Source organism: Nocardiopsis changdeensis, assembly GCF_018316655.1.
Classification (GTDB): Bacteria; Actinomycetota; Actinomycetes; order Streptosporangiales; family Streptosporangiaceae; genus Nocardiopsis; species Nocardiopsis changdeensis.
In genome coordinates this window covers 2992296-3005965 of record NZ_CP074133.1, presented here as the reverse complement: position 1 = coordinate 3005965, position 13670 = coordinate 2992296, and the positions used below count along the sequence as shown (strand labels likewise).

Below are 13670 nucleotides of genomic sequence, written 5' to 3'. Positions count from 1 at the left end.
GACACCGGAAGGACGACCATGCCGACCATCCCACCGATCCGCTCCTACCCCCTGCCGGGGCCCGACGACCTTCCGGCCCCCCTCGTGGACTGGGAGCCGCGAGCGGACCGGGCCGTCCTGCTCGTCCACGACATGCAGAAGTTCTTCCTCCGCCCCTTCGACGACGCCCCCGACCTGCGCAAGACGCTCGTCGAGCAGTGCACCCGGCTGCGCGAGCGCTGCGCCTCCCTGGGGATCCCCGTCGCCTACACCGCCCAGCCCGGCCGGATGACCCCGCCGGAGCGCGGTCTGCTGATGGACTTCTGGGGGCCGGGGATGACCGGTTCCCCCGAGGACCGCGAGGTCGTCGCGCCCCTGGCGCCGGGCCCGGAGGACTGGATGTTCACCAAGTGGCGCTACAGCGCCTTCCACCGCTCCGACCTGCTGGGCAGGATGCGCGCCCTGGGACGGGACCAGATCATCGTCTGCGGCGTGTACGCGCACGTCGGCGTCCTGATGACCGCCGTGGACGCCTACAGCAACGACATCCGGGTGTTCCTGCCGGCCGACGCGGTCGCGGACTTCGACGCCGAACGCCACCGGTGGGCCCTGGAGTACACCGCCCTGCGCTGCGGGAAGGTCACCCTGACCGACCACCTGCTCGCCGCGCTGGCACCGGCGGGCGGGGCGGGCGCGGGGGTGGGCGGATGAGCGGCACCCGGCCGTACGGCGGCCACGACCCGTTCGCCGCGGTCCTGTCCGGCGACGCGCCCGCCTTCGCACTGCTCTACCGGCCCGAGACCTCGCCGGGCGAGGTCGAGGTGCTCACGGGCGAGACCGCCGTCCACGACACCCTGGCCGACCTGCCGCTGGAGGGGGCCCGCGCGGACGGCGGGGACGGGGAGCGGCACGACCTGCTGGTGGCCGTCCCCTACCGGCAGATCCGCGAGCGCGGTTTCGACCACATCGACGACGGCGCCCCCCTGGTCGCGCTCCGGGTCACCGGACAGGGGAGGATGCCGCTGGCGGAGGTGTGCGAGCGCGTCCCCGACCCGGGGATCACCCTGTCGGGCGGCGCCTTCGACGTGGACGACGACGCCTACGCCGAGGCCGTGCGCCGGGTCGTCACCGACGAGATCGGACGGGGCGAGGGCGCCAACTTCGTCCTGAAGCGGTCCTTCACCACCCGGATCGACGGCTTCGACCGCACCCGCGCGCTCGCCCTGTTCCGGCGGCTGCTGGAGCACGAGTCCGGCACGTACTGGACGTTCGTCCTGTACACGCCCGAGGGCACCTTCGTCGGCGCCACCCCCGAACGGCACGTGAGCGTGCGGGACGGCACGGCGACCATGAACCCCATCAGCGGGACCTACCGATACCCGCCCTCCGGCCCGAGCCTGGAGGGCGTGCTCGGCTTCCTCGACGACGGCAAGGAGACCGACGAGCTGTACATGGTGGTGGACGAGGAACTGAAGATGATGGCCCGGATCTGCGACGCGGGGGTGCGGGTGCACGGCCCCCGCCTGAAGGAGATGGCGCGGCTCGCCCACACCGAGTACCTCATCGAGGGGCGGTGCGACCGGGATCCGCGGGAGGTGCTGCGCGAGACCGCGTTCGCGCCGACCGTCACCGGCAGTCCGCTGGAGAACGCCTGCCGGGTCATCGCCCGCTACGAGGGGCGGGGCCGGGGGCACTACAGCGGCGCGCTCGCGCTCATCGGCCGCGACCGGCACGGCCGGACCACGCTGGACTCGGCGATCATGATCCGCACCGCGGAGATCTCGCCCTGCGGCGGCACCCGCGTCTCCGTGGGCGCGACCCTGGTGCGCCATTCCGATCCCGCCTCCGAGGTCGCCGAGACCCACGCCAAGGTGGCCGGGGTGCTCGGGGCGCTCAAGGGCGGACGGCCGCGGAGCATGAACGAGGACCCCCGGGTCCGGGAGGCCCTCCGGGCGCGCAACACGCGGGTGTCCGACTTCTGGCTGGGCGCGGGGCGGCCCCCCGTGCGCTCCTGGGAGGGGCTGTCGGTCCTGGTCGTGGACGCCGAGGACACCTTCACCGCGATGCTGGCGCACCAGTTGGAGTCCATCGGGCCGTCGGTGGCCGTGCGGCCGTTCGCGGAGGACGTCGACCTCGGCGGGTACGACCTCGTGGTGCTGGGGCCGGGGCCGGGCGATCCGCGCGACGCCTCCCACCCCAAGATCGCCCGCCTGCGCGCGGCGACGCGGACCCTGCTGGAGTCCCGCCGCCCGTTCCTCGCCGTGTGCCTGAGCCATCAGGTCCTGTGCCTGGAGCTGGGCCTGGAGGTGGCGCCCAGGGCCGTCCCCAACCAGGGCGCCCAGCACGTGATCGACCTGTTCGGCCGGCGGGAGCGGGTCGGTTTCTACAACACGTTCGCCGCCCGCTGCGCGGAGGACAAGGTCGCGTGCGCGGGCATCGGCGCCGTGGAGGTCAGCCGGGACGCGGAGACCGGGGAGGTCCACGCCCTGCGGGGGCCGTGGTTCGGCTCGTTGCAGTTCCACGCCGAGTCCCTGCTCACGCAGGACGGCGTCGCGATCCTCTCCCGGGTGGTGGGGGACGCGCTGGAGGGGTGAGCCGGGGCCGGCCGCGCCGGCCCCGGCTCACAGCCGCACCGCGCCGGTGACGACGCAGGACAGCAGGGTGCGCGCCTGCACGTTCACGTAGTGGCCGTGCCGGAGCAGCTCCCCGAGCTGGGCGGGGGTGGCCCACCGGTGCCCCGGCGGCGGGTCCGCCGGGGCGGTGTCGTCGCGCACCACCGTGTAGACGCCGTGGGAGTCGAGGAACCGGCCGCCCTCCTCGGTGTGCACGGCCCGGTAGAGCACCGCGTCGCCGTGTGCGGACAGGACGGCGTCCAGGAAGGGGGAGCGCCCCTCGAAGGGGTCGGGGTCCCCGGGCGCGCCCTGGACCGTCGGGCCGAGCTCGACCCCGCCCGGCAGGCCCCCCTCGGGGCGGGCGCGCACCAGCAGGTGCGGCACGCCCCCGAACCGCCGGGTGAGGAAGGCCGCCACCCGCTCCCCCACCGGGCGCAGCAGGGGCTGGCTCCACCGGGCGACCTCCCGCGAGCCCGCCCGGACCCCGACCGCGACGACCTCGAAGCCGAGGCCGTCCTCGCGGTGGATCCGGTCGGCGCCGCGGTGCCAGCCGGGCAGCCCGGCCAGGGGCACCGGGTCGGCGCGCAGCGGCGTCAGCGAGCGCTCGCCGACGAACCACGACCGCAGGTCCGTGTCGGTGTGCAGGGCGTCGGGGGCGCCGGGATGGGCGGGGGCGCAGGCCAGCACGCTGCGGGCGTCCATGTTGACGACGCCGTCCAGGCGCAGCAGCCGTCCCAGGGCGCCCAGGCTCATCCACCGGAAGTCCGGGTGCTCGGGGACCGGGTGGCCGGCGGGGACCTCCACGATCATGTTGCGGTTGCTCTTGCGCAGGAACCAGTCGCCGTGCTCGGACTGCAGGACGTCGGCCAGGACCCGGCCCTCGCCGGGGTCCAGGAAGTACTCCAGGTAGCGGACCGTGCGGCCGCCGTGGGCCCGGGAGAGGTTGCTGCGGGTGGCCTGGACGGTGGGGGACAGCTGGACGGGGTCGGGGTTGCCCGGCTCCATCTTGGCCTGCATCAGGAGGTGCAGGACGCCGTCGATCTCTTGGGCGAGGATGCCCAGCACCCCGACCTCGGGCTGGTCGATGACGGGCTGGTGCCGCACGTCCGCGGGGCCGGTGCCGGAGCACACGCGCAGACCGCGTACGGCGAAGAAGCGCCCGGTGCGGTGGACGAGGTCGCCCGTCGCCGGGTCGAACCCCCACTCTCCCATCGCGTCGAACGGGATCCGGTCCACGCCGAAGCCGCCGGAGCGGGCCCGCTCGGCGATCCAGTCCAGGACCCCGGCGACCCCGTCGGGGTGCCCGGGGGTCGACACGACGGCCGCGGAGCGGCGCAGGCGCGCGGCGGCGGAGCGGTCCGAACGCCACCTCGGCGCCACCGGGCGCGGGGCGGCGGGCGCGGTCCCGGGCGGCGTCATCGGACACCCGCCCAGGTCACGGCGCCGGGTTCGGCGTCCGGCAGGGCGCTCGCCTCGTACTCGTCGGCGACGTCCATGATGTAGCGCCCGTAGCCGGTCGTCGCCTGCGCCTCGCCCAGGCGGCGGCAGCTCCCGGCGTCGATCAGCCCCATCCGCAGGGCGACCTCCTCCACGCAGGCGATCCGGACGCCCTGGCGCTGTTCCAGGATGCGCACGAACTCGCCCGCCTGGAGGAGGGCGTCGTGGGTGCCGGTGTCCAGCCAGGCGAACCCCCGGCCGAGCTCGACCAGGCGGGCGCGCCCCTGCTCCAGGTAGGCGCGGTTGACGTCGGTGATCTCCAGCTCCCCGCGCGCCGAGGGCCGCAGGTCGCGGGCGATCTCCAGCACGTCGTTGTCGTAGAAGTACAGGCCGGTGATCGCCCGGTTGGACCGCGGGCGGCTCGGTTTCTCCTCCAGGGAGACCAGCCGCCCCGAGGCGTCGGTCTCCCCGACCCCGTAGCGTTCGGGGTCGGAGACGCGGTAGCCGAACAGCGTGCAGCCGTCCACCGCCGCCGCCTGTTCCACCAGCAGGTCGGAGAGGCCCCAGCCGTGGAAGATGTTGTCGCCGAGGATGAGCGCGACCCGGTCCGCCCCCACGTGCCGCGCCCCGATGCGGAAGGCGTCGGGAAGCCCGCACGGGTGCGTCTGCTCCGCGTAGTCCAGGCTCAGTCCCAGGTCGGAGCCGTCGCCCAGGAGGCGCCGGAACCCGGGCAGGTCCTCGGGGGTGGAGATGATCAGGATCTCCCGCAGGCCGGTCAGCATCAGCACCGACAGCGGGTAGTAGATCATCGGTTTGTCGTACACCGGCAGGAGCTGCTTGGAGACTCCCTTGGTGATCGGGTGCAGCCGTGTTCCGCTGCCGCCCGCGAGGATGATCCCCTTCACCGACGACCTCCGAGTGCTCGACGTGGGCCCCGGGGACCCGGACGGAACCGATCGTGGTGCACCGGGGCGCGGGGCGGCCAACGCGCCGGGCCGGGTATGTCACCTCGCGGGCCCCGCTCAGGGCGCGGCGTCCCCCGGGGCCCCGGGGCCCGCGGCCCGCGCGACCAGGTCCTCGGGGTCGGACTCCGCGCCCGCGCCCATCTCCCGTTCCACGGCGTCCGCCCCCAGGGCGGCGACCGCGGCCTGTCCGGCCCGGTCGGCGTCGGCGCGCTCGGCGGCGGGCGGCGCGACGCCCAGCCCCTCGCGGAGGGCCCCGGCCGCGCCGAGCAGCCGGGCGGTGTGCGCGTGCCGGCCCGCGAGGGCGCAGGCGGCGGCCATCCCCTCCAGCGCGGACGCCATCGCCCGGGGGTCCCCCTCCCGGCGGGCCACCGCCCAGCCCTCCCGGTGGCGGCGCAGCGCGGTGCCGGCGTCGCCGCGCGCCTCGGCGACGAAGCCCCATTCGCTCAGGACCTGCGCGAGCACGACCCCGCCCTGGCCGTCCAGCCGCCGGTGGAGTCCGCTCAGGCGGTGCTCCGCCTCGTCCAGCGCCCCCTCCCGGCGCGCGCCCAGGGCCAGTCCGATCTCCGCGTAGATCAGCCCGGCCCGGTCCGAGTGCTCCTCCGCGACGCGCACCGCGCGCAGGTGGTACTCGCGCGCCGCGGCGTGGTCCCCGGTGAGCAGGGCGGCCCGCCCCAGCCCGGAGAGCTTCCACGAGACGTCGTGCCACAGCCCCAGCTCCTCCGCCACGCGCAGCCCCTCGCGGTGGCGGCGCTCGGCCGAGGCGTGGTCGCCCAGGGCCTCGGCCAGGGTCGCCAGGGCGTCGCCCGCCTGGACCTGCCCCCAGCGGTCGCCCAGCTCCGTGAACAGCGCCATGCTCTGTTCGCCGTCGCGGGCGGCCGCGGTGTAGTCCCCGGCCACCAGGGAGAACCAGGTGCGCTGGGCCAGGACGGCCGCGGCGCCCCAGCGGTCGCCGTGCGCGCGGAAGTCGACCAGCGCAGGCTCCACCAGTTCGGCGCCCAGCCCGTTCTCGCCCACCGTGAACAGCACGATGGAGACGAACCAGCGGGCCCGGGCCGCGTCCACGGGGCCGGAGACCCGTTCGCACGCCGCGAGGCTCTCGTGGACGAGCGCGGCCGGTTCGGGCCCGGCGCCGGAGAGGACCGCCAGGCCGTCCGCCCACACCGACATGCGCTCCCGCACGCCCGGCGGCAACGGCCCCGGCCCGGACAGGACGGCGTCCAGGGCCCTGCGGCACTCCTGGATCCGGCCGCGCAGATACCAGTACCAGAGCTGGGCCCGGACCAGGCGCAGGAGCAGGTCGCCCTCGCCGGTGAGCCGGGCCGTGTCCAGGGCGAGCCTCAGGTTCGCGGTCTCGGTGTCCAGGCGGCGCAGCCAGGTGCGCTGCTCGGGCCCGTACAGGAAGGAGGAGGCGCGCTCGGCCAGTTCGGTGTAGTACCGGGCATGCCGGGCGGCGACCTCCCCGTCCTCCCCGGCCTCGGCCAGGCGCTCGTCGCAGTAGAGGGCGACCGACTCCAGGAGGCGGTACCGCGGCCCGGTCTCCTCCTCCGTCATGACGACCAGGGAGCGGGAGATCAGCCTCCCCAGGACGTCCACGACCTCGTCCGCCGACACGTCCGGGCCGGCGCAGACGGCCTCGGCGCCGGCCAGCGCGCACCCGTCGGCGTGCACGGCCAGGCGGCGCAGCACCCGGCGCTCGGCGGCCGAGAGCAGGTCCCAGCTCCAGTCCATGGTGGCGCGCAGGGTGCGCTGCCGGGCCGGGGTGCGGCGGGGGCTTCCGGTGAGCAGCCGGAAGCGGTCGTCCAGCCGTTCGGCGACCATGTGCACCCCCAGGCCGCGCACGCGCGTGGCGGCCAGTTCCAGGGCCAGGGGGACCCCGTCGAGGCGGTGGCAGATGGCGGTCACCGGACCGACGTTGTCGTCGGTCAGCTCGAACCCGGGCGAGGAGGCGGCGGCGCGGCGGACGAACAGCTCGACCGCCCCGGCGGTGCGCGCGGCCGCCGCGTCCGTGCCGGGGTCGGGCACCTCCAGCGGGGGGACGACGTGCAGCCACTCGCCGACGATGCCCAGGGGCTCCTGGCTGGTGGTGAGGACGTGCAGTTCGGGGACCTCGCCCAACAGGCGCTCGACGAGGTCGGCGACCCCGTCCAGGACGCGCTCGCAGCCGTCCAGGACCAGCAGGGCGCGGGACGGGCGCAGGGCGTCGGCCACCCGGTGGAACAGGTCCTCGCCCGCCCCGGCCGGGAGCGGGTCGCGCAGTTCGAGGGAGTCGGCGATGGCCTGGACGACCCGGGCGGCGGAGGACTCCCCGCCGGGGTTCGCGGACCGGCCCGCCTCGGCCTCCACCGACCAGACCCCGGCGGGGAAGACGTCGACCATGCTCCGCGCGAGTTCGAGCGCGAGGCGGGACTTGCCGATCCCCCCGGGGCCGGTGAGGGTGACCAGGCGCTCGGCGCGGACCACCTCGCGCAGGCGCTCGATCAGGTCCGCGCGTCCGATCAGGTCGCTGACCGGGGCCGTCAGGTTGGACCTGCGCCGGGGGGTGTCGGAACGGGCGTCCGACGGCAGGAGGGCGGGGTCCTGGGTGAGGATCCTCTGGTGCAGGGTGACGAGTTCGACCCCCGGGTCCAGCCCCAGTTCCTCGCGCAGGAGTCGGTCCACGTCGGCGTAGCTCTCCAGCGCCTCGGAGCCCCGGCCGGACCGGTACAGGGCGAGCATGTGGAGGGCGCGGGCGCGCTCGCGCAGGGGGTGCTCGTCCACGAGCGCGGCCAGATCCCCGATGAGCCGGTGGTGCTCGCCCAGGTCCAGGCGGGTCTGCGCGTGCTCCTCCAGCGCCGACAGGCGCTGCTCCTCCAGGTTGGCGACCACCGGCCGGGCGAAGGGCTCGTCGGCGAAGTCGGCGAGCGCCGGGCCCCGCCACAGGGCGAGGGCGTCGGAGAGCAGGACGGACCGCATGCGGGGCTCGCCGGTGGCGCGGGCCCGCTCCATGAGCTGGCGGAACCGGTCGGTGTCGGTGTCGTCGGGTCCGACGGCGAGCCGGTAGCCGGAGGCCATGGACACGACGAGGTCCCGGCCGCCGGGCTCGGCCTCGTCGAAGGCCCGGCGGAGCTGGGACACCTTGGCCCGCAGGGCCGGGAGCGGCCGGGCGGGCGGGGTGTCCCCCCACAGTTCGTCGATGAGCCGGTCGGCGGGGATCGCCCGCCCCTCGCCGGTGAGCAGTACGGCCAGGAGCCTGCGGACCTTGAGTTCGGGCACCTGGACGGGGCGGCCGTCCGTCGTCTCCACGGCCAGCGGCCCGAGAAGGCGGAATCGCATCGTCGTCCCCCGTCCCCTTCCCCTTCTCCGCCCCCGGCGCCCGGCCGGTGCGCGGTCCCCGCCGGTCCGCGGGGGTCCGCGGAACGGGGCTCACTATATAGCCGGGGAACGACGGCGGCGGAGGTGACAAACCCCTGGAACCGCGCCGGTTCCGGGGGTCCGGGGAACCCTACACTCCCCCGGTGAGACTTCGGGAGGCCGTCCATGCACGAATCCGCGGACACCGACACGACGGGGCGGGGTGACGCCCTGCGGCACCCCTCCTGGTTCGACGAGGCCAAACTCGGGATCCTCGTCCACTGGGGGGCGGCCTCGATCCCGGCCTACGCCCCGGTCCGGCGGTCCCTGCTCCCCGACCCGGTGGCGGGCATGGGCGCGGTCGAGCGCGCGGACGTCCCCGCCTGGTGGCGGACCGACGGGGACGCGGGCATGTACCAGAACGCCCTGGCGCTCCCGGGGAGCGCCGTCGGGCGCCACCACCGGGAGCGGTACGGCGACCTGCCCTACTCCGCCTTCGTGGAGCGCCTGCGCGACGAGGTCGTCCCCCGCTGGGACCCGCGCCCGTGGGGCGAGCTGTTCGAGCGCTCGGGCGCCGGATACGTGGTGTTCAGCGCCAAGGCCGAGGACGGCTTCCTGATGTGGCCCAGTGAGCACCCCCACCCGCGGGGCACGGCCTGGTCGTCGCCGCGCGACGTCGTGGGGGAGCTGGCGGAGGAGGTGCGCGGCCGCGGCATGGAGTTCGGCGTCTACTACAGCGCCTGGGACTTCTCCTTCTCGCAGGAGCCCGTCTCCGACCTCGCGTCGGCCCTGGCCGCCCTGCCCCGGGGGGAGGACTACCGCGACCTGTTCCTCGGGCACTGGAAGGAGCTGGTCCGCCGGTACCGCCCGTGCACCCTGTGGAACGACTACGGGGTCTCCCCTCCCGGCGTCGACCTGCCGTCCCTGTTCGAGTGGTACCACGACAGGGTCCCCCACGGCCTGGTCAACGACAGGTTCGACATCGCCGCCCAGGGCCGGGGCGACCTCCACGCCGGGTACGCGACGTGCGAACCCGGGGTCGCGCCCCCGGAGCGGGGCCGCTGGCAGTCGGTGCGGCCGCTGAGCGGCAGCTACTTCTACAACGCCGAGGAGCGCGACTCCGACCACATCGACCCCGTGCACCTCGTCCACGTGCTGGCCGACGTCGTCGCCCGGGGCGGCTCCCTGCTCGTCAACGTCGGCCCCACCGGGACGGGCGCCGTCCCCTGGTCCCAGTCCCGGCGGCTGCTGGAGCTGGGCGCCTGGATGGACGTGTACGGGGAGGCCGTCCGCGGCACCCGCCCCTGGACCAGGGTGCACGGGACGACCGACGAGGGGCTCCAGGTGCGGTACACCCGGACCGGCCGGCACCTCAACGCGATCGTCCTGGGCACGCCGCGCACCGCCGACCTGGGCCTGGACCTGCTCCTGGAACCCGGCTCCGAGGTGACCGCCCTGGACGGCTCCGGCCCCCTGGACTGGCGGCCCTCGCCGCACGGGACGACCGTCCGGCTGCGCGAGGCCCCGCCCGAGCAGCCCGCCCTCGCCGTGCGGATCGGCCCTGTGGAGGGGGTCGCCCCGGTGTGACCCCCGCGACCGGGCGGCCCCGGTCCCGGGCGGGCGCGGCGGCGACCGCATCCCCTTCGATTCCGCGGACCCCGGGACCGGGTCCGCCCCTTGGCTCCACGAGAAAGGCAGAACCGATGAAGGCGCTGTTCATCCCCGGCAACAGTCCGGCGACCGTCTACACCCACGCGGCCCTGGCCACGGCTGTGCGCAACGCGGGGCACGAGGTGTTCATGGCCGGCATCCAGTGGGTGCTCCCGGACATCGTGTCCGTGGGCCTGCCCGCGGTGCGCACCTCCCCGATCGACCTGGACGACGTCATGGCGTTCATGGCCGGCATGCCCGCCGACCCCGAGGGGGCGGCGCGGGCCGCCGGGCGGGTGTACGCCGAGATCGGCGTCGAATCCCTGGACCCCCTGGTGAAGATGGCCGAGCACTGGCGGCCGGACCTCGTGGTCGGCAGCCCGATGTACTACGGGGCCGCGCTCCTGGCCCAGCGGCTCTCGGTCCCCTGGGTGATGCTGGAGTGGGACCGCGGCGACGCCTCCATCTACCACCCCGGGGCGATGGAGGTGCTGCGCCCGGTCCTGGACGGGCTGGGCCTGGACCGGCTGCCCGGGCCCGACCTGCACATCGACGTCTGTCCGCCGAGCCTGCGCCCGGAGGGCGCGCCGGAGTCGGTGACGATGCGCTTCGTCCCGGCGAACCCGCAGCGGCACCTCGAACCGTGGATGTACACCCGGGCCGACCGCCCGCGGGTCGCGATCACCGGCGGCAGCCGGGTGTTCCAGGGCGACCGGCTGGCGCGGACGGCGCGCGCCATCGGCGCGCTGGGGGTGGAGGTGGTGGTCGCGGCCCCCGAGCCGGTGGCCGCGCAGGTGCGCGAGAGCGATCCGCAGGTGCGCGCGGGCTGGGTCCCCCTGGACGTGCTCGCCCCGACCTGCGACGTCATCGTCCACCACGGCGGCGGCGCCACCGACATGACCTCGATGGCCTGCGGCGTCCCCCAGCTCATCGCCATCCAGGACGTGTCGGCGGTGGAGATGCGCCGCATCGCCGACGCCGGTGCGGCGATCATGCTCGACCCGGACCGCCAGGAGGTGGAGGACATCGCCCGGGCGTGCTCGACACTGCTGGAGTCCCCCTCCTACCGCGCCCGGGCGCGGGAGCTGGCCGCGGAGAACGCCGCGCAGCCGGGCCCGGCGGCCATGGTGGAGCGGCTGGAGCGCCTGGTCGGCTGACCGCCCCGGCACGGGGGTCCGCCGTCAGCCCTGGGTCGGGACGTCGTCACCGCGGCGGTCCGGCTCCGCGGCCGCCGCGTCCCCGGCGGCACCGCTCTCGCCGGAGTCCTCCTCCGGGGCGCCGTCCTCGTGCCCGATCGGGGGCAGGTGGCGCAGCAGGACCACCACCATGCCGGCGGTGCCCAGCATGAGCAGCGCGCTGACGAGCATCACGGCGTTCATGCCGCTCATGAACGCCTCGCGGCCCGCGGCCAGCACCTGGTCGGCGAGCGGGCCGGACAGGCCCTCGACGACGCCGATCAGGCCGGCGAAGCTCCCCTGGGCGCTCTCGGCCTCCTCGGCCGACAGTCCCTCCGGCAGCAGCCCGCCCACGCGCGAGGCGTAGATGGCGGCGCCCAGCGAGCCGAACGTGGCAATGCCCATGGCCGCGCCGAACTCCGCGCCGGTCTCCGACATGCCCGACGCCGTGCCGGTCCGTTCCGGGGGCGCGGAGCTGACCACCATGTCGGTGCTCAGCGCCAGCAGCGGCTGGGCGCCCAGGATCCCGACGACCGCGCCGGTCATGAACAGGACCAGGCCGGAGGCCGGGCCGACGAAGGCCATCGCGCCGAACCCCAGCGCGCACAGCGCCAGCCCCGCGCCGATGACCGTGGCCGGCGGGTACTTCGCCGCGAGGATCGGGGCGGCGGTCGCGCCGACGACGCTGGCGATGCCCAGGGGGATGAACCACAGGCCCGCCGCGAACGGCGACAGCCCCTGGACCAGCTGCATGAACTGGGTGAAGTGGTAGGTGAAGGAGTAGAACACCACCTGGCCGAGCAGCAGCGCCAGGAGGGCGCCGGTGAACGTGCGGCTGGAGAAGAGGCTCAGGTCCAGCAGCGGGTGGGCGATCCTGCGCTGGCGGTACACGAAGAGCGCGCCCGCGGCCAGGCCCACGGCCAGGGCGAGGAGCGGCACCGCCCGCACCGCCGCGTCGGCGGCGATCTCCTTCATGCCGTAGACGACGGGCAGGATGGCCGTCAGCGAGAGGGCCACGCTCACCAGGTCCATGCGCCCGGCCGAGGAGTCCCGGTACTCCGGCAGCAGGAACGGGCCCGCGACCAGGAGGACGGCCATGACCGGGACGGCCAGCAGGAACACCGACCCCCACCAGAAGAACTCCAGGAGGAGGCCGCCCACGGCCGGGCCGAGGACGCCTCCCACCGTGAAGGACATGAGCCAGACGGCCACCGCCATCGACCTCTGCTTGGGGTCCTTGAACATGACCGTGATCAGGGCCAGTGTCGGCGGCATGAGCATCGCTCCGGCGATCCCCAGGAGCACGCGGGCGGCGATGAGCATCTCCGTGCTGACGGAGAACGCCGCGATCACCGAGGCCGCGCCGAAGGCCACCGCGCCGATCAGCAGCAGGCGCCGCCGGCCGATGCGGTCGCCGAAGGTCCCCATGGTGATGAGGAAGCCGGCGACCATGAACCCGTAGATGTCCATGATCCACAGCAGCTCGGTGGTGCTCGCCCCCAGGTCGGCCCCCAGGTGCGGGATCGCCATGTAGAGCACGGTGAGATCCAGCGAGAGCAGCATGGTGGGCAGGGCCAGGACGATCAGGCCCGCCCATTGCCTCGGGGTGGCGCGTACGGGCGCGCCGGGTTCCGCTGGGGACATCACTTTCTCCGTTCCTCGTGGTGCGGTCGGTCCGGGGGCGCGGGGTCCTCCGCGCTCGGACCGGGGGACCCCGGCTCGCCGGGGTAGGGTGCGCGCTCCCTGCCGTCCTGGAGGGTGCGGGCCCACCAGGCGAGGCAGTCGAGCAGGGCCAGGGAGTGCGCGTCGTGCTCCGGCAGCACCGTGAAGACCGGCCCGCCGTCGTAGCGCTCCGGGTAGTGGGGCAGGCTGACCGTCTCGCGGACGTTCACCGCCCCCAGTTCCGTGAGGACCGGTTGCAGGGCCTGGACCGCGCGCAGGCCGCCGGCGGCGCCGCCGTAGGAGACGTAGCCGACCGGCTTGGTCCGCCACTCCACGACGCACCAGTCGATGGCGTTCTTCAGGGCGGCCGGGTACCCGTTGTTGTGCTCGGGTGTGACGATCGCGAAGGCGTCCGCGGCGCGCAGCCACCCCTTGAGGTCGCGCACGGCCTGCGGGGGCTCCTCCGCCCGGTCGGTGATCAGGATGTCGGGCAGCCACGCCTGGGCGAGGTCGATCACGTCGACGTCGAAGAACCCGTGGTGGCGGGCCCGCTCGGCGAACCACTCGGCGACCACCGGCCCCACACGCCCCTTGCGTGTGCTGCCGATGATGATCACCAACCGCGATGCACTGCCCATCCCGACTCCTCACGCACGGTGCCCCTGTGGGCGTGTTCCGCGGGCCCTTCTCCCGTCCGTCGCCCGCCACCGCATCGGACGGACGCACACGGCGCGGTCCTTCTCCCCGCGGCGGACGGTGCGCGCGGAACACGCCCTGGCACGCAGTCTCCATCGGAACCGTTCGGGAGACGTTCGGCTCCGGTTATGGTCGCGCCGAACGGGGCTGCTGACCTGACACAT

At 75.0% G+C, this 13670-nt stretch carries 9 protein-coding genes; 4 read left to right on the top strand and 5 right to left on the bottom strand.

All coding sequences use genetic code 11. From position 1 onward, the window contains the following. Window positions 1-18 precede the first annotated feature (18 nt). A complete protein-coding gene (locus KGD84_RS13445) occupies window positions 19-690 on the top strand; it encodes an isochorismatase family protein (protein ID WP_220560666.1) in 672 nt (223 codons plus the stop codon). Continuing rightward, a complete protein-coding gene (locus KGD84_RS13440) occupies window positions 687-2573 on the top strand; it encodes an anthranilate synthase family protein (protein ID WP_220560665.1) in 1887 nt (628 codons plus the stop codon). Before KGD84_RS13445 ends, KGD84_RS13440 begins: the two co-directional genes overlap by 4 nt. Before the next feature lie 27 nt (window positions 2574-2600). Here the strand turns inward: KGD84_RS13440 and KGD84_RS13435 are convergent, their stop codons facing one another. The 3 genes from KGD84_RS13435 to KGD84_RS13425 form a co-directional block, all read right to left on the bottom strand. Then, on the bottom strand, window positions 2601-4010 hold the full coding sequence (locus KGD84_RS13435; protein WP_220560664.1) for an NDP-hexose 2,3-dehydratase family protein: 1410 nt from the start codon (window positions 4008-4010) through the stop codon (window positions 2601-2603). Continuing rightward, window positions 4007-4933 (bottom strand): glucose-1-phosphate thymidylyltransferase RfbA, encoded by a 927-nt coding sequence (rfbA, locus tag KGD84_RS13430; protein ID WP_220560663.1) that lies wholly within the window; start codon window positions 4931-4933, stop codon window positions 4007-4009. The genes KGD84_RS13435 and rfbA overlap by 4 nt, the downstream gene beginning before the upstream one ends. 117 nt (window positions 4934-5050) lie before the next feature. After that, window positions 5051-8305: an ATP-binding protein gene (locus KGD84_RS13425; RefSeq protein ID WP_220560662.1), complete on the bottom strand. Its 3255-nt coding sequence runs from the start codon at window positions 8303-8305 to the stop codon at window positions 5051-5053. Window positions 8306-8509: 204 nt separating this feature from the next. Between KGD84_RS13425 and KGD84_RS13420 the strand changes: the two genes are divergently transcribed. Both KGD84_RS13420 and KGD84_RS13415 read left to right on the top strand, forming a co-directional pair. Then, the gene (locus KGD84_RS13420; RefSeq protein ID WP_220560660.1) at window positions 8510-9910 is read left to right on the top strand and encodes an alpha-L-fucosidase; all 1401 of its coding nucleotides are present in this window, start codon (window positions 8510-8512) and stop codon (window positions 9908-9910) included. Between the two features lie 116 nt (window positions 9911-10026). Beyond that, complete coding sequence (locus KGD84_RS13415; protein ID WP_220560659.1) at window positions 10027-11130, top strand: nucleotide disphospho-sugar-binding domain-containing protein; 1104 nt, start codon at window positions 10027-10029, stop codon at window positions 11128-11130. A 24-nt stretch (window positions 11131-11154) separates the two neighbouring features. On the opposite strand, the gene KGD84_RS13410 is transcribed toward KGD84_RS13415, so the two are convergent. Beyond that, a complete protein-coding gene (locus KGD84_RS13410) occupies window positions 11155-12792 on the bottom strand; it encodes an MFS transporter (protein WP_220560658.1) in 1638 nt (545 codons plus the stop codon). Then, the gene (locus KGD84_RS13405) at window positions 12792-13448 is read right to left on the bottom strand and encodes an NADPH-dependent FMN reductase (protein WP_220560657.1); all 657 of its coding nucleotides are present in this window, start codon (window positions 13446-13448) and stop codon (window positions 12792-12794) included. Before KGD84_RS13405 ends, KGD84_RS13410 begins: the two co-directional genes overlap by 1 nt. Window positions 13449-13670: the final 222 nt, after the last annotated feature.

Excerpts from the sequence above, each read along its gene's own strand:
- KGD84_RS13420 (WP_220560660.1), top strand. The coding sequence starts at position 8,510 with ATGCACGAATCCGCGGACACCGACACGACGGGGCGGGGTGACGCCCTG.
- KGD84_RS13415 (WP_220560659.1), top strand. The coding sequence starts at position 10,027 with ATGAAGGCGCTGTTCATCCCCGGCAACAGTCCGGCGACCGTCTACACC.
- KGD84_RS13435 (WP_220560664.1), bottom strand. The coding sequence starts at position 4,010 with ATGACGCCGCCCGGGACCGCGCCCGCCGCCCCGCGCCCGGTGGCGCCG.
- KGD84_RS13440 (WP_220560665.1), top strand. The coding sequence starts at position 687 with ATGAGCGGCACCCGGCCGTACGGCGGCCACGACCCGTTCGCCGCGGTC.
- KGD84_RS13410 (WP_220560658.1), bottom strand. The coding sequence starts at position 12,792 with ATGTCCCCAGCGGAACCCGGCGCGCCCGTACGCGCCACCCCGAGGCAA.
- KGD84_RS13445 (WP_220560666.1), top strand. The coding sequence starts at position 19 with ATGCCGACCATCCCACCGATCCGCTCCTACCCCCTGCCGGGGCCCGAC.
- KGD84_RS13425 (WP_220560662.1), bottom strand. The coding sequence starts at position 8,305 with ATGCGATTCCGCCTTCTCGGGCCGCTGGCCGTGGAGACGACGGACGGC.
- KGD84_RS13405 (WP_220560657.1), bottom strand. The coding sequence starts at position 13,448 with ATGGGCAGTGCATCGCGGTTGGTGATCATCATCGGCAGCACACGCAAG.